The sequence below is a fragment of the Pseudomonas sp. TH49 genome (assembly GCF_016650625.1).
GTDB lineage: Bacteria > Pseudomonadota > Gammaproteobacteria > Pseudomonadales > Pseudomonadaceae > Aquipseudomonas > Aquipseudomonas fluorescens_H.
Genome location: NZ_JAEKFL010000001.1, coordinates 1,471,210 through 1,489,899, shown reverse-complemented (window position 1 = coordinate 1,489,899; position 18,690 = coordinate 1,471,210). Strand labels below are relative to the sequence as shown.

Here is an 18,690-nt window from a genome sequence, read left to right as displayed (position 1 = left end):
AGGTTCAGCGTGAACCCTGTGGGAGTGGGCTTGCTCGCGAAAGCGTCCTCTCAGCCAGCCAAGAACTTAAGCTGGAACAGCTTTGGCCTTAGGCTCGCGATCCCAAACCCGATGCTGCCCGATCGCCGCGAAGAACGGCTTGGTCAACCCCGGCACATCCTTGCCCTGCAGCAACCCCGCATCCGCCTCAAGCTTCAGCAGATCCTGCAATTGCTTGGCCTCGCCGTGCAGCGCAATCGCCTTCAGGTGCTTGTACGCCTCCAGCAGGTAGTGCAACGCCACACCGTCAGCGCTCAACGCCTTGATCGACGCCGCGCCACCGGGCACGAACACCGCATCGAAGATCACCGAAGGCATGCCTTCCATGGAAGCGTCCACCGGCAGGGCTTTGCCGTCGGCCGTCTTCACCGGTGCCGAAGTCGGGCCGAGCAGCTTGGCGTGGGCACCTTCCGCTGCCAATGCCTTCTTCATGGCATCAATTGCCGCACCATCGACACCGTTCGCCGCAAGAATCGCCACTTTTCGGGTTTTGATGTTCTCTGGCAGCAGATTGGCCTGACTCAGCGCTGGCGAATGATCGAACGAAGTCTTGCGCACCTCGACCGTACCTTTGCTTGGCGCCGGCAGCCCGAGGTTGGCCGCGACACGTTTGGCCAGTTCCATGTCGATATTGGCGAGAATCTCATTCACCTGCCGCGCACGGATGAACTCGCGCTCAACCTTGCCCAGCTCGAAGCTGTAGGCGGCAATGGTGTGTTCCTTCTCATGGTCACTCATGCTGTTGAAGAACAGTCGCGCCTGCGAGAAGTGATCGCTGAACGATTCGCTGCGCTGGCGGATCTTGGCGGCGTCGATGCGTTCCGGATAAGTCTCGAAACCACCGTCCTGCGCGGCTGGCGGGGTCTCTTTCGGCCAGCCGCCATCAATCGAGTTCGGCTCGTAGGACGCGCGCCCCTTGTCGATCACCGTGCGGTGTTGGGCATCGCGCTGGCCGTTGTGGAACGGCGCGACCGGGCGGTTGATCGGCAGCTCATGAAAGTTCGGCCCACCGAGTCGGCTGATTTGCGTGTCGGTGTAGGAAAACAGCCGGCCTTGCAGTAGCGGATCGTTGGAGAAGTCGATCCCCGGCACGATGTGGCCCGGGCAGAACGCGACCTGTTCGGTCTCGGCAAAGAAATTGTCCGGGTTACGGTTCAGGGTCATCTTGCCCAGCGGGGTGATCGGCACAATTTCTTCGGGGATCAGCTTGGTCGGGTCGAGGATGTCGAAATCGAAGTCGTGCTCGTTTTCCTCTTCGATGATCTGCACACCCAGCTCCCATTCCGGGTAGTCGCCCATCTCGATGGCTTCCCAGAGATCGCGACGGTGGTAGTCGGTGTCTTTGCCGGCGAGCTTCTGCGCCTCGTCCCACACCAGCGAGCAGGTGCCGGCGGTCGGGCGCCAGTGGAATTTGACGAAGCGCGATTTGCCCTCGGCGTTGACCAGGCGGAAGGTGTGCACGCCAAAGCCCTGCATGCTGCGCAGGCTTTTCGGGATCGCCCGGTCGGACATCGCCCAGATCACCATGTGCGCCGATTCCGGCACCAGCGAAACGAAGTCCCAGAACGTGTCGTGGGCCGAGCCGCCGGTCGGGATTTCATTGTGCGGTTCGGGTTTTACCGCATGGACGAAGTCGGGAAACTTGATCGCGTCCTGAATGAAAAACACCGGCATGTTGTTGCCGACCAGATCGAAGTTGCCCTCGTCGGTGAAGAACTTCACGGCAAAACCGCGAACGTCACGCACGGTATCGCCGGAACCGCGCGGCCCCTGCACCGTGGAAAAACGCACGAACACCGGGGTCTTTTTCCCCGGATCCTGCAGGAAGCCGGCCTTGGTCAGCGTCGAATGGTTCTCGTAGGCCTGAAAGAAACCATGCGCGCCAGTACCGCGCGCGTGAACGATGCGCTCCGGAATTCGCTCATGGTCAAAATGCGTGATCTTTTCCCGCATGATGAAGTCTTCCAGCAACGACGGCCCGCGCGGGCCGGCCTTGAGGGTGTTCTGGTTATCGGCGACCTTCACTCCCTGATTGGTGCGCAGGGCCTGGCCGGTCGCGTCGGAGCGAAACTTCTCCAGACTGTCGAGTTTGGCGTTGGTGTTGGCGCGATCCTTGGTATCGGTTCCGGCCAGTTGGCTTTTGTCGGTCGTAGGTTTCTTGCTGCTCATCAGACGTAAACTCCTCGGTTGACCCCGTTTCAACGGGGACTCTTGAGCGTTTCCGGGCACGGTTACCCAGGGTTTCAAGTCGCTTAACTAGTGACCAATGAGCAGGAATGGGCGTTCCTTTTTTATGACCTTTGATCTTGTTATTGCCAAATCGAAGGTTAATTGCGAAATAAATGCTAAGAACCTCTATACGGACAGGCTAAAATGCGCGCCCGGCTAACCGCTGATCCTTTTCTAACGCGCCCCACAAGGTTCGCTACGTGATCGAGTTTCAAAACGTCCACAAAACTTACCGCGTCGCCGGTAAGGACATCCCCGCCCTGCACCCGACCAGTCTTTCGATTGAAAACGGTCAGGTCTTCGGCCTGATTGGCCATTCCGGTGCGGGAAAAAGTACCCTGCTGCGTCTGATCAATCGCCTGGAAGACTCCAGCGGCGGCAAGATCATCGTCGACGGCGAAGAAGTCACCGCGCTGGACGCCAACGGCCTGCGCCGCTTCCGTCAGCAAGTCGGGATGATCTTCCAGCACTTCAACCTGCTCGCCTCCAAGACCGTGGCCGACAACGTCGCGCTGCCCCTGACCCTGGCCGGCGAACTGTCGAGCAGCGAAATCAATCAGCGTGTCGCCGAGTTGCTGGCGCGGGTCGGTCTGTCCGATCACGCCAAGAAGTACCCGGCACAATTGTCCGGCGGTCAGAAACAACGCGTCGGCATCGCCCGCGCCCTGGCGACCAAGCCGAAGATCCTGCTGTGCGACGAGGCCACCAGTGCCCTCGATCCGCAGACCACCGCGTCGGTCCTGCAACTGCTGGCCGAGATCAACCGCGAACTGAAGCTGACCATCGTCCTGATCACCCACGAGATGGACGTGATCCGTCGCGTCTGCGATCAGGTGGCAGTGATGGACGCCGGGGTGATCGTCGAGCAAGGCTCGGTGGCCGATGTGTTCCTGCATCCGCAGCACCCGACCACCAAGCGTTTCGTCCAGGAAAGCGAGCAGATCGACGAAAGTGAACAGCGCGATGACTTCGCTCACGTGCCGGGTCGCATCGTGCGTCTGACCTTCCAGGGCGAAGCAACCTACGCGCCGTTGCTCGGTACCGTTGCCCGGGAAACCGGGGTCGACTACAGCATCCTCGCCGGTCGCATCGACCGCATCAAAGACATTCCTTACGGGCAATTGACCCTCGCCGTCACCGGTGGCGACATGGAAGCGGCATTCGCCCGCTTCACCGCCGCTGACGTTCACATGGAGGTGCTGCGTTAATGGAAGCCCTGATGAGTTTCTTCACCAATATCGACTGGTACGAAATCTGGCTGGCCACCGGCGACACGATGCTGATGCTTGGCGGATCGCTGCTGTTCACCGTGTTGCTCGGCTTGCCGTTGGGCGTGTTGCTGTTCCTCTGCAGCCCGCGTCAGTTGCTGGAAAGTCGTGGCCTCTACGCCTTCATGTCGCTGGCGGTGAACATTCTGCGCTCGCTGCCGTTCATCATTCTGCTGATCGTGATGATTCCGTTCACCGTGCTGATCACCGGCACTTCGCTGGGCGTGGCCGGTGCGATTCCGCCGCTGGTGGTAGGTGCGACCCCGTTCTTCGCGCGTCTGGTGGAAACCGCGCTGCGTGAAGTCGATCGCGGCATCATCGAAGCGACCCAGTCGATGGGCGCGACCACTCGGCAAATCATCATGAACGCCTTGCTGCCGGAAGCCCGTCCAGGCATCTTCGCAGCGATTACGGTGACCGCGATTACTCTGGTGTCCTACACGGCGATGGCCGGTGTGGTCGGCGCCGGTGGTCTGGGTGACCTGGCGATCCGTTTCGGCTACCAGCGTTTCCAGACTGACGTGATGATCGTTACCGTGGTGTTGCTGCTGATTCTGGTACAAGTGCTGCAAATGGTCGGCGACCGACTGGTCGTGCATTTCTCGCGCAAATAACCGGTTTTTGTAATCAAGAGATGAGCCGGCCATTCGCTGGCAGGCGCCACACGGGCGCCTTATAAGGAGTTAGCTGAATGAAAAAACTGATCGCTGCTTTCGCTGCCGTAGCCGCTTTTTCGGCCCACGCTGAAACCCTGACCGTTGCCGCCACCCCGGTGCCGCACGCGGAAATCCTCGAATTCGTGAAGCCGGCCCTGGCAAAAGAAGGCGTGGAGCTGAAGGTCAAGGTCTTCACCGACTACATCCAGCCGAACGTACAGGTTGCCGAGAAGCACCTGGACGCCAACTTCTTCCAGCACCAGCCGTACCTCGATGAGTTCAACAAGGCCAAGGGCACCAACCTGGTGGCTGTGACCGGCGTGCACCTGGAGCCGCTGGGCGCCTACTCGAGCAAGATCAAGGATCTGAAAGACCTGCCAAGCGGCGCCAACGTGGTGATCCCGAACGACGCCACCAACGGCGGCCGTGCGCTGCTGCTGCTGGCCAAGGCCGGCCTGATCACCCTGAAGGATCCGACCAACATTCTGTCGACCCCGAAAGACATCGCGCAGAACCCGAAAGACCTGAAAATCCGTGAGCTGGAAGCCGCGACCATCCCGCGCGTGCTGACCCAGGTCGATCTGGCGCTGATCAACACCAACTACGCGCTGGAAGCCAAGCTCGATCCGTCCAAGGACGCGCTGGTGATCGAAGGCAACGACTCGCCGTACGTCAACATCCTGGTGTCCCGTGCCGACAACAAGGACAGCGACGCGATGCAGAAACTGGCTGCTGCCCTGCACAGCCCGGAAGTGAAGAAATTCATCACCGAGAAGTACAAAGGCGCGGTGTTGCCGGCGTTCTGATACAGACAGCTGCAATGAAAAGGGGACGCCAATGGCGTCCCCTTTTTTTGTGGCCGAGTGTTCGGTTTTGGACCTGCTGTGTATTCGCCCCTCACCCCAGCCCTCTCCCGGAGGGAGAGGGAGCCGACCGAGGTGTCTTGCGTTGTACATCGACCTGAAAGATTGGGTCGATTATGGATTCGGCAAAGGACTTACAGGTCGGCGTATTTCGTCAGCATCCCTCGGTCAGTCCCCTCTCCCTCCGGGAGAGGGTTAGGGTGAGGGGTGGCTTTTGATCTTGGCTATTTACGGTTGAGCATTACTGGCAGTTGCGCCACCAGTTTGGCGTTGTTCAGCGGCGCACGGATGAAGCCGCGCTGCGTGCCGTCCGGGCCGATCACCGCCAGATTGCCGCTGTGATCCACGGTGTAATTCGGCTTGCTGGTGTCCGCCGGAATGAACGGAATACTCACCGCATTGGCGACCTTCTGCAGTTCGTCGATCGACTTCGGCGTCAGGCCGATGAACTGTGGATCGAAGTAACCCAGGTACTGCTTCAACTGCTGTGGGGTGTCGCGGTTCGGGTCGACGCTGACCAGCACGATCTGCAGTTTATCCACAGCATCCTTGGGCAACTCGCTCTTGATCTGGCGCAGTTGGGCGAGGGTGGTCGGGCAGATGTCCGGGCAGAAGGTGTAGCCGAAAAACAGCAGGCTCCACTTGCCTTTCAACTCGTCGATGGCGACCGGCTGGCCGTCCTGATTGGTCATGGTCACGCCCGGCAACGTACGGCTCTGCGGCAGCAGGATGATGCCGGCGTCGATCAGCGCGGTGGGGTCGCCCTGACCCTTGCCACTCAGCACTTTGTTGACGGTAAGTCCCAGGATCAGCGCGATCACGGCGACGAGGATGAAGACGGTTTTCTGGGTTCGAGTCATAGGTTCAACAGTAAGTAGTGGTCTACGAGCAGGGCGATGAACAACAGGAACAAGTAATAAATAGAGTACTTGAAGGTGTTGATCGCCGCGTGCGGCCGAGTGCCACGGTACAGCACCACGGCCCATTGCAGAAACCTTGCGCCCAGCGCGAGGGCGCAGATCAGGTAGAGCACGCCGCTCATGTGAATCACGTACGGCAGCAGGCTCACCGCGAGCAGGGCGAAGGTGTACAGCAGAATATGCACCTTGGTGTAGTGCTCGCCGTGGGTCACCGGCAGCATCGGGATGTCGGCCTTGGCGTATTCCTCTTTACGATGAATCGCCAGCGCCCAGAAGTGCGGCGGGGTCCAGGCGAAGATGATCAGCACCAGCAGCAACGGTTCGGCGCTGACATGGCCGGTGGCGGCGGTCCAGCCGAGCAGCGGAGGAGCGGCGCCGGCAAGACCGCCAATGACGATGTTCTGTGGCGTCGCGCGTTTGAGGAAACCGGTGTAGATCACCGCGTAGCCGAGTAACGAAGCGAGGGTCAGCCACGCGGTCAGCGCATTGGTGAACGTCAGCAGCATCGCCTGCCCGAGCAGCGCCAGCACCAGCGCAAAGGTCAGCGCCGCTGCCGGCGAAACCCGGCCCTCGGCCAATGGCCGTTTGTGCGTGCGCGCCATTACCGCGTCGATACGCCGATCCACCACATGGTTGACCGCCGCCGCGCCGCCGGCACACAACGCAATCCCCAGATTGCCGAACACCAGCACCGTCCACGGCACCCCGGCGCGGGTCGCGAGGAACATGCCGACCAGCGAGGTGATCAGCATCAGCACCACCACTTTCGGCTTGGTCAGCTCCAGATAGTCACGCCACAGCGCTTGCGCGGGACGTTCGCTGATCAGAAGCGCCATGGCGTTTCTCCTTTAATAGTGATGGGCGCCGCCACGTGTTTGCGCGGGCTGAGGCGCCAGCGGGCGAGCACCGGCTGTTTGACCCGAACCAGACTGGTGCGCGCGTGATAATTCACCAGCACCATGGTCAGCAGCAGCGCGGCGCCACCGGCGTTGTGGGCCACGGCCACCGGCAGCGGCAGATGGAACAATACGTTGCTGATACCGAGGGTGATCTGTGCGCCGAGGGCGACCAGCACCAGCCCGGCGAGTCGGGTCATGCCGACGGCTTTCAGTTGCCAGGCCAGACCGAGCAGGATGATCGTCACCAGCAGCGCGCCGATGCGGTGGGTCAGGTGAATCGCCGTGCGCGCATCGCTGTCGAGTTGGCCGCCGAGATAATTGGGGCCGATGTGCTGGGTCAGGTGAAAGCCGTTGGCAAAGTCCGCTGGCGGCAGCCACTGGCCGTGGCAGGTCGGGAAGTCGATGCAGGCCACCGCCGCGTAGTTGGAGCTGACCCAGCCGCCGAGGGCAATCTGGCCGATCACCAGCAACAGCCCAGCCGTCGCCCAATACTGCAAGCGCTTGGGCACGGTCAGCGCCGGCAGCACGCCGGACAGGCGCAAGGTCAGCAGGAACAACAGACTCAATGTCGCAAAACCGCCGAGCAGATGCCCGGTGACCACTTGCGGCCAGAGCTTGAGCGTCACCGTCCACATGCCGAACGCCGCTTGGGCGAACACCACGGCCAGCAGAAACAGTGGCAGCTTCAGCGGCTGCCCCGGATGACGACGATTGACCCAGGCGCGTCCAGCCAGAATCGAAATCAGCAGGCCGAGAGTGCCGGCGAAGTAGCGGTGGATCATCTCGTTCCAGCCCTTGTGCGCCACCACCGGCGAGTCGGGGTAATGCAGCTCGGCATGCGCCAGTTGGGCTTCGCTTTTCGGCACGCTGATAAAACCGTAACAGCCCGGCCAGTCCGGACAGCCCAAGCCTGCGTGGGTCAGGCGGGTGTAGGCGCCGAGCAGCACGACGATCAGTGCCAGCAGGGTGGCAAACAACGCGAGGCGAAATCCAGGTTTGGCCATGACGATGCCCTTATCCGATGTTCGACAGTTTCAGCAGGTGGCGCAGGTCGTTGAGCAGATCCTTGCCTTTGACACTCGGGTCGTAGCGCAGCACCAGGTTGCCGTGGGGGTCGATGATCCACAGTTGCGGCGTGGCCTTGTCGCCGGTGGTCTTGCTGAACGCAGCGCTGTCCAGTGGATAACGTTGCAGCTGCGGATATTCGCGGGTCAGCTTGGCCTCGTAGTCGGCGCTCAACGGTTGCGCGGCGGCGAGGGCGTGGCTGGCGCGACCGGCGTCGCGACCGAGGCCGATCTGGATCTGCCGGGCGAGGTACACCAGTTGCTGACAGTCCACCGCGCAATCCTTCGGCGCGGTCACCAGCATCTGCCAGCGCTGTTCATCGGCTTGTACGCCGAGGTCGGCGCGGGTCTGGCCGTTGCCGATCAGTTCGCCGTGGTAGCTGCGACCTTCCGGTACCCAGAACTGCAGTTTGTACATGCCGGTCGCCAGCACCATCGGGCCGACCACGCCGAGCAGAATCAGCAGCAGCTGAATCCGCCCGCGGCGGCGGGTGGCCGGGGTTTTCGCCTCAGACATGCTGGGTGGATTCATGGCCGTTCCCATGGTGTTTCTCCTTTGCGTTGTGCAATCCAAGGTAGAGGTAGAGGCCGAGCAGGGCGGTGGCCATGGCGAACCACTGCACGGCGTATCCAAGGTGTTTTTCCGGGCCCATGGCGACAACCGGCCAGTCGGCCTCATAGCTGGCGGGGCCGGGTTCGGCACGAAGTTCATAGGCGAAGCCGTCGCGTTCGAGGGTTTTCCACAGCTTGGCCGGCTTGACGGCGGTGATCGTTTGCGGCCAGTTGCTGCTGACCGGGTCGGCGTGCAACTGGAAGGTCGCGCCGGGGGCGACGTAGACCCAGGCATCCAGGTTGACCGCGTCGGTGGGGGTTGCGAATTGCGGCGTCACCCGGCGATCCGGCCATGGCAGCCAGCCGCGATTGACCAGCAGCCACTGGCCGGTGGCCCGATCCTGAAACGGTTGCAGCAGCTCGATACCGACCTTGCCGTTGCGCTGGCGGTTGTCGAGCAGCAGGCTGTGGGCGCCATCGAACTGGCCGTACAGATGCACGCGGCGAAAGGCCGGGTCGGCGCTGTGCAGCAATTCGCTGCTGGCCATCGGATCAGCCGCGCGGCGCTCGGCGTAAGTGGCGAGCAGGGCGGTTTTCTCCGCCCCCCGGCCCAGTTGCCAGAAGCCCAGCGACACCAGCAGCGGCAACAGCAACGCCACCACCACGGTCGGTATCACGCCCGGCCGGAAGCGCTTCATGGCCGTGCCACAAAGTCAGTCGTCGCGATCGCTATACTCAACTGCATCGCCTGTCCCCCGGAGTCTTCCCATGCTCAAAGCAGCCATCGTCCTGCTGCTGATTGCCACGGTGATCAGCCTGTTCAGCGGCCTGTTTTTCCTGGTCAAGGACGACAGCAGTTCCAATCGCCTGGTGATCGCCTTGAGTGTTCGGGTGGCATTGGCCGCGGCCACCGTCGGCCTGATCGCCTGGGGCTTCTACAGCGGCCAACTGGTGTCGCACGCGCCTTGGTGAGCAGCGCTCAGAGTACGTAAACGAAGACGAACAAGCCGATCCACACCACATCGACGAAGTGCCAGTACCAGCTCGCCGCCTCGAAGCCGAACTGATGCTCGGCATCGAAATGGCCCTTCATGATGCGCATCAGCATCACGAACAGAATGATCGTGCCGATGGTCACGTGGGCGCCGTGGAAACCGGTGAGCATGAAGAACGTCGCGCCGTAAATGCCCGAACCCAGCGTCAAACCCAGTTCGTGATAGGCGTGCATGTACTCCTCGGCCTGCAACGCGAGGAAGCCGCAGCCCAGCAGCACGGTGATCGCCAGCCAGATTTTCAGCGCACCGCGATGGCCTTTTTTCAAGGCGTGGTGGGCGATGGTGATGGTCACGCTGGAGCTGACCAGCAGAATCGTGTTGATCAGCGGCAGGCCCCACGGGCTGATGACTTCCTTGGGCGGCGGGAACAGTTTCGGGTCCGGGGTGTGCAGCAGCGGCCAGGTGAACTGGAAGTTCGGCCAGAGCATGTGCGCGATGCCTTTCGGGCCTTCGCCACCCAGCGCCGGGCCGGAAATGTGCCGCACGTAGAACAGTGCGCCGAAGAAGGCGACGAAGAACATCACCTCGGAGAAGATGAACCAACTCATGCCCCAGCGGAACGAGCGGTCGAGCTGCGGGCTGTACAGCCCGGCGCGACTTTCCTTGATCACCGCCCCGAACCAGCCGAACAGCATGTACGCCAGCAGCAGCCCGCCGACGAAAAAGATGTATGGGCCGTGGGATTCCGGGCGCGCTGCCTTCAGATCGTTGAACCAGGTCGCCAGGCCGTACACGGTGGTGACCATGCCGATGGTGGCGACGATCGGCCATTTGCTCTGGGCCGGAACGTAATAGTGCTCATGAGTTGCCATTTATTGTTCTCCTTATCGGGCACGCTTAACCGCCAGTGTTTGCAGCCACCGGTGGATGACGGGCGGTGATATCGAACAGCGTGTAGGAAAGCGTCAGGTGCTTCACGTCCTTGGGCATGTCGCGGTCAATGATGAAACGCATCGGCATCTCGATCTGCTGACCGGGCTGCAGCACCTGCTGGGTAAAGCAAAAGCATTCGGTCTTGTGGAAATACGCCGCCGCTTCGCTGGGTGCGATACTCGGCACGGCCTGGGCGCTCATCGGTTTGTCGGTGGGGTTGCGGGCGACGAAGATCATCTCGTTTACGCCGCCGGGATGGGTCACCAGTTCCTCACCCTTGGGGTAGAACTCCCACGGCATGTCGGCGTTGTTCATCGACAGAAACTGCACGCGCACCTGCCGGGAGTTATCCACCACCTGCTCACCCTCGTACTGCCCGGCGGTCTTGCCGTTGATGCCGAAGGCCTTGCACATCACGTCGTAGATCGGCACCAGGGCAAAACCGAAGACAAACATTGCCACCACCACGCCGAGCAGGCGGGTGACCAGTTTTTTCAGCGAGATCGAGTCAGCCATGATTTTCAGCCTCAGCCGAGATCCCCTGTGGGAGCGGGCTTGCTCGCGAATGCAGTTCATCATTCAACACATGAGTGGAATGATCTGACGCATTCGGGAGCAAGCCCCCTCCCACAAAGGCAAGGCGTTTCATTTCACTTCCGGCGGCGTAGTAAAGGTGTGATACGGCGCTGGTGACGGCACGCTCCACTCCAGGCCTTCGGCGCCATCCCACGGTTTGGCCGGTGCCGGTTCGCCGCCACGGATGGTCTTGATCACGATGAACAGGAAGAAGATCTGCGTGGTTCCGAACATGAAAGCGCCGATCGACGAGACCATGTTGAAGTCGGCGAACTGCAGGTTGTAGTCCGGAATCCGTCGCGGCATCCCCGCCAACCCGACAAAGTGCATCGGGAAGAAAGTCAGGTTCATGCCGACGAACGACAGCCAGAAGTGCAGCTTGCCGAGGGTTTCGTCGTACATGTGCCCGGTCCACTTCGGCAGCCAGTAATAGGCTGAGGCAAAGATCCCGAAGATCGCCCCCGGCACCAGCACGTAGTGGAAGTGCGCGACCACGAAGTAGGTGTCCTGATACTGGAAGTCCGCCGGAGCAATGGCCAGCATCAGCCCGGAGAAACCGCCGATCGAGAACAGGATCACGAACGCCACGGCGAACAGCATCGGTGTCTCGAAGGTCAGCGAGCCTTGCCACATGGTGCTGGCCCAGTTGAACACCTTTACCCCGGTCGGCACGGCGATGAGCATGGTCGCGTACATGAAGAACAACTCGCCCACTAGCGGGATGCCGACCACGAACATGTGGTGCGCCCAGACGATGAATGACAGGAACGCGATGCTCGCCGTGGCGTAGACCATCGAGGTGTAGCCGAACAGCGGCTTGCGCGAGAAGGTCGGGATGATCTGGCTGACGGCGCCGAAGGCCGGCAGGATCATGATGTACACCTCGGGATGGCCGAAGAACCAGAACACGTGCTGGAACAGCACCGGGTCACCGCCACCGGCGGCGCTGAAGAAACTGGTGCCGAAGTGGATGTCCATCAGCATCATCGTCACGCAACCGGCCAGCACCGGCATCACCGCGATCAGCAGGAACGCGGTGATCAGCCAGGTCCAGACGAACAGCGGCATTTTCATCAGGGTCATGCCGGGGGCGCGCAGGTTGAGGATGGTGGCGATCACGTTGATCGCGCCCATGATCGAACTGATCCCCATCAGGTGGATGGCGAAGATGAAGTAGGTGACGCTTTCCGGCGCGTAGGTGGTGGACAGCGGCGCGTAGAACGTCCAGCCGAAGTTCGGCCCGCCACCGGGCATGAACAGGGTCGAGACCAGCAGCAGAAACGCCGCCGGCAGCAGCCAGAAGCTGAAGTTGTTCATCCGAGGCAGGGCCATGTCCGGCGCGCCGATCATCAACGGGATCATCCAGTTGGCGAGGCCGACGAACGCCGGCATCACCGCCCCGAAGACCATCACCAGGCCGTGCATGGTGGTCATCTGGTTGAAGAACGCCGGTTCGACGATCTGCAGCCCGGGCTGGAACAGCTCGGCGCGGATCACCATTGCGAACGAGCCGCCGAGCAGGAACATGCAGAACGCAAACCACAGGTACAGCGTGCCGATGTCCTTGTGGTTGGTGGTCAGCACCCAGCGCATCAGGCCTTTGGCGGGGCCGTGGGCGTGGTCGGCATGACCGTGGTCATCGATTACAGCGCTCATGGCCGGTCTCCTTTACGTGAGTGGACGGGGCTGGCCGGGGCGCGTTGCCCCGGCCGGTTCACGAAGTACGCGATAGACCGGCTCATTTGCTTTCCGCCTGTTTGAGCTCCAGCACTTCTTTTGGCGTGACCATGTCGCCCTTGTTGTTGCCCCAGGCGTTACGTTCGTAGGTCACGACCGCTGCGATATCGACTTCCGACAATTGCTTGCCGAACGCGGCCATGGCGGTGCCGGGCTTGCCAAAGTACACGCGGTGCAGGTGGTCGGCTTTCGGCCCGGTGGCAATCGGCGAGCCCTTGAGCGCCGGGAACATCGGCGGCAGACCCTGGCCCTCGGCCTGGTGACAGGCCACGCAGGTGGTGTGATAGATCTTGTCGCCGCGCTCTTTGAGTTCGTCGAGGGTCCATTCCTTGCTGGTCAGCTCTTTGAGCTGCGCGGCTTCGGCTTTGCGGTCGGCCAGCCATTTGTCGTAATCGGGCTTCTCTTTGACGTCGACCACGATCGGCATGAAGCCGTGATCCTTGCCGCACAATTCAGCGCACTGCCCGCGGTAGATGCCGGGCTTGTCGATGCGGGTCCAGGCTTCGTTGACGAACCCGGGGATCGCATCGCGCTTGACCGCGAAGGCCGGCACCCACCACGAGTGGATGACGTCGGCGGAAGTCACGAGGAAGCGCACCTTGGCGCCGACCGGCAGCACCAGCGGCTTGTCGACTTCGAGCAGGTAGTGCTCGCCCTTGGCTTCCTTGTTGTGGATCTGTTCGGCGGGGGTGGCCAGGTTGCTGAAGAACTCGACATCCTGACCGAGGTATTTGTAGTGCCACTTCCACTGGTAACCGGTGATCTGGATATCGATATCCGGTTCACTGGTGTCGTACATGCGGATCAAAGTAGCGGTCGCCGGCACGGCCATCGCCACCAGGATCAGGAACGGCACGACGGTCCAGAGGATCTCGACGGTGGTACTTTCGTGGAATTTTGCGGCGACCTGCCCGGTCGAGCGGCGATGCACGATCATCGACCAGAACATGGCGCCGAAGACGATGATCCCGATCACCACACAGATCCAGAAAATGGTCATGTGCAGGTCGAATACTGCGTGACTGATTTCAGTCGCTCCAGGCGCCATATTCACAGTCCAGGCCGCATTGGCCGGGCTGAAAATCGACCACAACAGGAGGCCCATCCAGACGTGTGGATGTCGCATCATTGCGGGTTCCCCTTATCGTTCTTGTTATCCCGCCGGCTTTCGCCTGCGGCAAGGGAGCGGCTGCATCAGACTACGAACTTGAATCGCCGGGCCTTGCTGCGGGTGCAGTCGGGCGTCATCAGCTAACTCCATTCAATGGCGAGTATAGACAGCGGCGGAGAATTGCAACGCGATCGCGTAAATGATCTGAAACAGCCGGGACTTGCGCTCAAGGGCACGAATGGAGAAGGATGCAGACGAGTGGTGGCAAACCGATATAACGCAGGTGTATCAAGGATGAAATAATTATGACAAATGCGTCTTAGCATTTTTCGTAAGCCAGCTAAGTTATGTCTTCCCTATTTCATTGCCTTGTTTCCTGGAGTTTTCATGAACACCGCCGCATTGCGCGAGCAGATCCAAAAAGCCCGACAAACCGAAAATGAAACCGGACGCCTCAAGCGTCAGTTGGAAGCCAAACTGCCTCATCTGCATTCGGCCATCCAGTTGCCGGACGCTAACCGCGAAGAAGCGTTGACGAGCTTTGTCACCGCCTATATCGACGAAGTACCAGACATGCTGGACGCAGCCAATGAAGTTGCCAGGGAAGCGGGAATCGAGTCGCAGATCAAACCGGTGCTGAAAATCGCCGAGCAGTACTTCCTTCAGCCGCCGGTCGGTCTGGACAGCCTGCTGGACGAAGCCTATCTGGCGCACCGCTTTGTCGAAGAGGTCAACGACCTGTACATCAAGCACCTCGGCCAGCCACTGATCCCCTTGGACATGACGGTCGCCAATCTGATTGCTCACCAATTGCTCGGTGAGGAATTTGCCAATCAACTGGACGAAGTGGTGCATCACGCCATCGACGAGATGCTCGACGACGATAGTTTTGCGCTGGAATCGGTAGAGGCCTACCGCGACAAACTGAGCAGCCCGGATACCGGTGCCGCGTGGAAGCGCTGGCCGTGCATGGGCCGTCGCCTGGGTGTGGGTCTGGAGCTGGATCAGCCAGCTGCCTGATTCAAAGCCCGGTACAAATCCCAATTGTGGGAGGGGGCTTGCTCCCGAAGGCGGTGGGTCAGTCAATATCAATATCGACTGATCCACCGCCTTCGGGAGCAAGCCCCCTCCCACAGGGTTTCTTTGCAAGCGGGTGATTTTAGCTGGCCGCACCGATCCCGGTGTTAGTCCGAACCCGCCCCTCCAACCGTCGCTTCAACCCGCGCGACTCGATCAACAGCTTCGACCCCTTCGCCGCATTCGCCCGGCCCCACTCTTCCAGCAACTCCAGACACGAATGGTCGATGTAGCTCAGGTTATTGAGCGGCACGTGCACCGTCGTGCCCGCCGGAATGCTCCCCAGCACCTGAGTCAGCGCCGGCACCTTGAGAAAGGTCGCCGCACCGACCAGACGCAATTCCATCTCGCCGTCCTGCGGCAGGTCGATCAGGCTGATCTTCAGGCGCGAGGCCTTGAAGGCCAGTTTCAACATCGTCAAACCGAAACCGATCAACACACCGGTCAGCAGGTCGGTGAAGATGATCGCCAGCGCCGTGGCGGCGTAGGTGAACATCGGCATCCGCCCGTAACGGCCCAGGCCGCGAAACGCTTTCAAGTCCACCAGTTTGAAACCGGTGTACACCAGCACCCCCGCCAGACTCGCCACCGGAATGCTCTGCAGCACGCTCGACAACAACAGCACGAACGCCAGCAGCCACAGACCATGGAAGATCGTCGAGTAACGGGTGGTCGCGCCGGCCTGCACGTTGGCCGAACTGCGCACGATCACCCCGGTCATCGGCAGCGCACCGACCAGACCGCAGAGCATGTTGCCGACGCCTTGCGCTGACAGTTCACGGTCGAAGTCCGAGCGCACGCCGTTGTGCATGCGATCCACCGCAGCGGCGGACAACAGCGTTTCGGCGCTGGCGATAAACGCCACCGCGAATGCGGCGATCAGCAGGGTCGGGTCGGCGAGGCTGAGCAGGTCCGCCGGTTTCAGCCAGTCGATGGCTTCGGCCAGATTCTCCGGCACCTCGACGCGTTTGACCTGCAGCGCCAGCAGCAGGCTGGCACCCGTGGCCAGACCGACACCGAGCAGCGCACCGGGAATGAAGCGCAGCGAATGCGGGCGAAACTTCTCCCACAGCCACATCACCGCAATGGTCGCCAGCCCGAGCAACCCGGCCTGCCAGCCGAACGACGGCAAGGCCTGCGCCACCGCGCCGGGGAAGGCCGTGAGGTTATCCAGCCCGGAGGGTTGCGGCTTGGCATCGAGCATCACATGCACCTGCGACAGAACGATCAGCACGCCGATCCCGGCGAGCATGCCGTAGACCACCGCTGGTGCCGTGACCCGAAACCAGCACCCGAGCTTCAAACGCCCGGCCACCAGTTGCAGGAACCCGGCGAGCAACAGAATCGGCCCGAGCATCTCGATCCCGTGCTGGCGCACCAGCTCGAATACCAGCACTGCCAGACCCGCCGCCGGCCCGCTGACCTGTAACGGCGAACCCGCCAGCCAACCGACCACCAGGCCACCGATGATCCCGGTGATCAGGCCTTTGGCTGGCGGCAACCCTGACGCAATCGCAATGCCCATGCACAGCGGCAGCGCGACCAGAAACACCACCACCGAAGCCAGCAGCTCCCGTGGCAGAACCGCTTTCAATTGAGCAGCACGCATGGTGACTCTCCCGAAGTTTTCTTCAGGCATGGCTTCGCCGAACCGCTGAAACAGCGGCCGGCGTCAAACCACACAGATTTTTAGGAAGATTTAGAAGCGCGCTTTGGGCGTCGCCACCGGAATCGGATGGCTGCCGTCGAGCGGCAGGAAGCGTCCCTGATCCGCGTCGTAAGCTTTGATTTCGCTGGTTTCGATGTTGTAGACCCAGCCATGGATGAACAGTTGACCGTTCGCCATGCGTGAGGCTACCGAAGGATGGGTACGCAAGTGCTGCAGTTGGGCGATGACGTTCTCCTCGGTGAGGATCGGCATGCTTTCTTTTTCGTCGGCGCAATTACAGTTTTCGTGCACCATGGTTTTTGCCACTTCGGCGTGGCGCAACCAGGCTTTGACCGTCGGCATTTTTTCCAGGCTGTCCGGGTTGAGTACCGCACGCATGGCGCCGCAATCGGAATGGCCGCAGATGATGATGTGCTGCACGCCCAGTGCCAGTACCGCGTATTCGATGGCGGTGGAAACGCCGCCGTTCATCTGGCCGTAAGGCGGCACGACGTTGCCGACGTTACGGGTCACGAACAGATCCCCGGGGGAGCTCTGGGTGATCAGCTCGGGCACGATGCGCGAGTCGGCACAGGTGATGAACATTGCCCGTGGCGATTGCGCCGTGGCGAGTTTCTTGAAGAGTTCTTCCTGTTGGGGGAAGACCTCATGATGAAAATGCAAAAAGCCGTCAACGATCGTTCGCAGCGCTGCATCGGCGGATTCCGCCCCAGGGACGGCTTGCGCCGAGGCAGCCAACGGCTGTTTATCCTTGTCACTCATGATTCATCCTCTTTGGCGGATTCGGGGAGTCGTTCCCGTGTATTCCGGTATGAAGCCAGTGGCTGTTTAAAACATCCGGGCCATCCCGACCCGTCAGTCACTCGATGAACAAGGTAGCCGCCGAAACTTAACTCAAACTGAATCAAGCGCTCTAGAACGTGTGTTCCAGATCACAAAAAACGTGACTGGCGTGTTTCGACGGAAGGATTCCAACCCATCAACCGTAGGCTAATTGTCGCTAAATCAATGACATCTGGCGACCCGGCGGACAGAAGGCAGTGCAATCGAGGTTGTAGCCTTCACGGTGGTTCAAACCGAGACGTTTAATGGCTTTGGCGAAACGCTGCGCGAGCAGGTCGGCAAACGGCCCCTCGCCGCGCATCCTCGCGCCGAAACGGCTGTCGTAGAGCTCGCCGCCACGGCTCTGGCGGATCAGGCTCAGCACATGGGCGGCCCGCTGCGGATAGTGCGCCTGCAGCCATTCCTCGAACAGCGGCGCCACCTCCAGCGGCAGGCGCAACATCATGTACGCGGCGCTTTGCGCGCCAGCGGCGTGGGCTTCGGCCAGCAGGCTTTCGATTTCGCTGTCGTTGATCATCGGAATCATTGGCGAACACAGCACCCCCACGGGAATCCCCGCCTCGCGCATCACCCGGATCGCTCGTAATCGGGCTTTGGGCGCGGCGGCACGGGGTTCGAGGATGCGTTTGAGTTCGTCGTCCAGCGTGGTCAGGCTGATCATCACCGCCACCAGTCGTTGCTGCGCCAGTTCGGTGAGCAGGTCGAGGTCGCGCAGGATCAGCGAACCCTTGGTGACAATGGTCACCGGATGCCGGTAACGCAGCAGCACTTCGAGGGTCTGGCGGGTGATCTTGTGCTCGCGTTCGATGGGCTGATACGGATCGGTGTTGGACCCGAGGTTGATCGGCGCGCATTGATAGCCTTTTTTCCCAAGCTGTTCCTCCAGCACCTGGGCGGCGTTGGTCTTGGCGATCAGCCGGGTTTCGAAATCCAGCCCCGGCGACATGTCCCAATAGGCGTGGCTCGGTCGTGCATAGCAATAGATGCAACCGTGCTCGCAGCCGCGGTAGGGATTGATCGAGCGGTCGAACGGCAGGTCAGGCGAGGTGTTGCGGGTGATGATGGTTTTCGCGGTCTCGATCATCACCTCGGTGTTCTGCGTCTCGGGCACTTCCTGGTGCCAGCCGTCGTCCTCGACCACCGAGCGATTCGGCGCAAAGCGGTTGTGCGGGTTGGTCGCGGTGCCGCGACCGCGAGGTGGCAATGGAGTAGACATGAAAACGCCCCGATACTGTATATGCACACAGTATCGGGGCGTA

General features: G+C 61.1%; 18 protein-coding genes. 5 read left to right on the top strand and 13 right to left on the bottom strand.

The window, feature by feature from the left end:
- Nucleotides 1-66: 66 nt before the first annotated feature.
- The gene (katE, locus tag JFU48_RS06740) at nucleotides 67-2,208 is read right to left on the bottom strand and encodes a catalase HPII (protein WP_201136135.1); all 2,142 of its coding nucleotides are present in this window, start codon (nucleotides 2,206-2,208) and stop codon (nucleotides 67-69) included.
- 260 nt (nucleotides 2,209-2,468) lie between these two features.
- On the opposite strand from katE, the gene JFU48_RS06735 reads away from it, so the two are divergent.
- The 3 genes from JFU48_RS06735 to JFU48_RS06725 all read left to right on the top strand — a co-directional run bounded on the left by JFU48_RS06735 (nucleotide 2,469) and on the right by JFU48_RS06725 (nucleotide 4,998).
- Nucleotides 2,469-3,476 carry a methionine ABC transporter ATP-binding protein gene (locus JFU48_RS06735; RefSeq protein ID WP_027610230.1) on the top strand — a complete coding sequence of 336 codons (1,008 nt, stop codon included), beginning with the start codon at nucleotides 2,469-2,471 and terminating at the stop codon, nucleotides 3,474-3,476.
- On the top strand, nucleotides 3,476-4,150 hold the full coding sequence (locus JFU48_RS06730) for a methionine ABC transporter permease (RefSeq protein ID WP_003220331.1): 675 nt from the start codon (nucleotides 3,476-3,478) through the stop codon (nucleotides 4,148-4,150). The genes JFU48_RS06735 and JFU48_RS06730 overlap by 1 nt, the downstream gene beginning before the upstream one ends.
- Nucleotides 4,151-4,227: 77 nt before the next feature.
- A complete protein-coding gene (locus JFU48_RS06725; RefSeq protein ID WP_201136134.1) occupies nucleotides 4,228-4,998 on the top strand; it encodes a MetQ/NlpA family ABC transporter substrate-binding protein in 771 nt (256 codons plus the stop codon).
- A gap of 281 nt (nucleotides 4,999-5,279) precedes the next feature.
- Here the strand turns inward: JFU48_RS06725 and JFU48_RS06720 are convergent, their stop codons facing one another.
- Genes JFU48_RS06720 through JFU48_RS06700 form a run of 5 tightly spaced genes read right to left on the bottom strand, consistent with a single transcriptional unit; the run spans nucleotide 5,280 to nucleotide 9,188 of the window.
- On the bottom strand, nucleotides 5,280-5,915 hold the full coding sequence (locus JFU48_RS06720; protein ID WP_003220334.1) for an SCO family protein: 636 nt from the start codon (nucleotides 5,913-5,915) through the stop codon (nucleotides 5,280-5,282).
- Complete coding sequence (gene cyoE, locus JFU48_RS06715; RefSeq protein ID WP_103519936.1) at nucleotides 5,912-6,811, bottom strand: heme o synthase; 900 nt, start codon at nucleotides 6,809-6,811, stop codon at nucleotides 5,912-5,914. The genes JFU48_RS06720 and cyoE overlap by 4 nt, the downstream gene beginning before the upstream one ends.
- A complete protein-coding gene (locus tag JFU48_RS06710; RefSeq protein ID WP_201136133.1) occupies nucleotides 6,799-7,878 on the bottom strand; it encodes a COX15/CtaA family protein in 1,080 nt (359 codons plus the stop codon). Before JFU48_RS06710 ends, cyoE begins: the two co-directional genes overlap by 13 nt.
- A gap of 10 nt (nucleotides 7,879-7,888) precedes the next feature.
- The gene (locus JFU48_RS06705) at nucleotides 7,889-8,482 is read right to left on the bottom strand and encodes a hypothetical protein (RefSeq protein WP_201136132.1); all 594 of its coding nucleotides are present in this window, start codon (nucleotides 8,480-8,482) and stop codon (nucleotides 7,889-7,891) included.
- The gene (locus JFU48_RS06700; RefSeq protein WP_201136131.1) at nucleotides 8,448-9,188 is read right to left on the bottom strand and encodes an SURF1 family protein; all 741 of its coding nucleotides are present in this window, start codon (nucleotides 9,186-9,188) and stop codon (nucleotides 8,448-8,450) included. Before JFU48_RS06700 ends, JFU48_RS06705 begins: the two co-directional genes overlap by 35 nt.
- A 70-nt stretch (nucleotides 9,189-9,258) precedes the next feature.
- On the opposite strand from JFU48_RS06700, the gene JFU48_RS06695 reads away from it, so the two are divergent.
- Complete coding sequence (locus tag JFU48_RS06695; protein WP_003220344.1) at nucleotides 9,259-9,462, top strand: twin transmembrane helix small protein; 204 nt, start codon at nucleotides 9,259-9,261, stop codon at nucleotides 9,460-9,462.
- 7 nt (nucleotides 9,463-9,469) lie between these two features.
- On the opposite strand, the gene JFU48_RS06690 is transcribed toward JFU48_RS06695, so the two are convergent.
- From JFU48_RS06690 to coxB, 4 genes are all read right to left on the bottom strand, one after another.
- The gene (locus JFU48_RS06690) at nucleotides 9,470-10,357 is read right to left on the bottom strand and encodes a cytochrome c oxidase subunit 3 (protein WP_103483956.1); all 888 of its coding nucleotides are present in this window, start codon (nucleotides 10,355-10,357) and stop codon (nucleotides 9,470-9,472) included.
- A 25-nt stretch (nucleotides 10,358-10,382) separates the two neighbouring features.
- Nucleotides 10,383-10,934, bottom strand: a complete 552-nt coding sequence (locus JFU48_RS06685; RefSeq protein ID WP_003220348.1) for a cytochrome c oxidase assembly protein — start codon at nucleotides 10,932-10,934, stop codon at nucleotides 10,383-10,385.
- Between the two features lie 129 nt (nucleotides 10,935-11,063).
- Nucleotides 11,064-12,650 (bottom strand): cytochrome c oxidase subunit I, encoded by a 1,587-nt coding sequence (gene ctaD / locus JFU48_RS06680; RefSeq protein WP_103483955.1) that lies wholly within the window; start codon nucleotides 12,648-12,650, stop codon nucleotides 11,064-11,066.
- A gap of 82 nt (nucleotides 12,651-12,732) precedes the next feature.
- Complete coding sequence (gene coxB / locus JFU48_RS06675; protein WP_003220352.1) at nucleotides 12,733-13,860, bottom strand: cytochrome c oxidase subunit II; 1,128 nt, start codon at nucleotides 13,858-13,860, stop codon at nucleotides 12,733-12,735.
- A gap of 369 nt (nucleotides 13,861-14,229) precedes the next feature.
- Between coxB and JFU48_RS06670 the strand changes: the two genes are divergently transcribed.
- The gene (locus tag JFU48_RS06670; protein WP_201136130.1) at nucleotides 14,230-14,862 is read left to right on the top strand and encodes a hypothetical protein; all 633 of its coding nucleotides are present in this window, start codon (nucleotides 14,230-14,232) and stop codon (nucleotides 14,860-14,862) included.
- A 139-nt stretch (nucleotides 14,863-15,001) separates the two neighbouring features.
- Here the strand turns inward: JFU48_RS06670 and JFU48_RS06665 are convergent, their stop codons facing one another.
- From JFU48_RS06665 to JFU48_RS06655, 3 genes are all read right to left on the bottom strand, one after another.
- Entirely contained in the window at nucleotides 15,002-16,528 is a 1,527-nt protein-coding gene (locus tag JFU48_RS06665; RefSeq protein WP_201136129.1) for a SulP family inorganic anion transporter, read from the bottom strand.
- Nucleotides 16,529-16,618: 90 nt separating this feature from the next.
- Nucleotides 16,619-17,350, bottom strand: coding sequence for a carbonic anhydrase (locus JFU48_RS06660; protein WP_003220359.1), 732 nt, complete (start codon nucleotides 17,348-17,350; stop codon nucleotides 16,619-16,621).
- Nucleotides 17,351-17,588: 238 nt separating this feature from the next.
- Complete coding sequence (locus JFU48_RS06655) at nucleotides 17,589-18,647, bottom strand: PA0069 family radical SAM protein (RefSeq protein WP_201136128.1); 1,059 nt, start codon at nucleotides 18,645-18,647, stop codon at nucleotides 17,589-17,591.
- Nucleotides 18,648-18,690: the final 43 nt, after the last annotated feature.

Bases quoted from the DNA above. Each gene is read 5' to 3' on its own strand.
- katE (WP_201136135.1), bottom strand. From the start codon at position 2,208: ATGAGCAGCAAGAAACCTACGACCGACAAAAGCCAACTGGCCGGAACC.
- JFU48_RS06730 (WP_003220331.1), top strand. From the start codon at position 3,476: ATGGAAGCCCTGATGAGTTTCTTCACCAATATCGACTGGTACGAAATC.
- JFU48_RS06725 (WP_201136134.1), top strand. From the start codon at position 4,228: ATGAAAAAACTGATCGCTGCTTTCGCTGCCGTAGCCGCTTTTTCGGCC.
- JFU48_RS06720 (WP_003220334.1), bottom strand. From the start codon at position 5,915: ATGACTCGAACCCAGAAAACCGTCTTCATCCTCGTCGCCGTGATCGCG.
- cyoE (WP_103519936.1), bottom strand. From the start codon at position 6,811: ATGGCGCTTCTGATCAGCGAACGTCCCGCGCAAGCGCTGTGGCGTGAC.
- JFU48_RS06710 (WP_201136133.1), bottom strand. From the start codon at position 7,878: ATGGCCAAACCTGGATTTCGCCTCGCGTTGTTTGCCACCCTGCTGGCA.
- JFU48_RS06705 (WP_201136132.1), bottom strand. From the start codon at position 8,482: ATGGGAACGGCCATGAATCCACCCAGCATGTCTGAGGCGAAAACCCCG.
- JFU48_RS06700 (WP_201136131.1), bottom strand. From the start codon at position 9,188: ATGAAGCGCTTCCGGCCGGGCGTGATACCGACCGTGGTGGTGGCGTTG.
- JFU48_RS06695 (WP_003220344.1), top strand. From the start codon at position 9,259: ATGCTCAAAGCAGCCATCGTCCTGCTGCTGATTGCCACGGTGATCAGC.
- JFU48_RS06690 (WP_103483956.1), bottom strand. From the start codon at position 10,357: ATGGCAACTCATGAGCACTATTACGTTCCGGCCCAGAGCAAATGGCCG.
- JFU48_RS06685 (WP_003220348.1), bottom strand. From the start codon at position 10,934: ATGGCTGACTCGATCTCGCTGAAAAAACTGGTCACCCGCCTGCTCGGC.
- ctaD (WP_103483955.1), bottom strand. From the start codon at position 12,650: ATGAGCGCTGTAATCGATGACCACGGTCATGCCGACCACGCCCACGGC.
- coxB (WP_003220352.1), bottom strand. From the start codon at position 13,860: ATGATGCGACATCCACACGTCTGGATGGGCCTCCTGTTGTGGTCGATT.
- JFU48_RS06670 (WP_201136130.1), top strand. From the start codon at position 14,230: ATGAACACCGCCGCATTGCGCGAGCAGATCCAAAAAGCCCGACAAACC.
- JFU48_RS06665 (WP_201136129.1), bottom strand. From the start codon at position 16,528: ATGCGTGCTGCTCAATTGAAAGCGGTTCTGCCACGGGAGCTGCTGGCT.
- JFU48_RS06660 (WP_003220359.1), bottom strand. From the start codon at position 17,350: ATGAGTGACAAGGATAAACAGCCGTTGGCTGCCTCGGCGCAAGCCGTC.
- JFU48_RS06655 (WP_201136128.1), bottom strand. From the start codon at position 18,647: ATGTCTACTCCATTGCCACCTCGCGGTCGCGGCACCGCGACCAACCCG.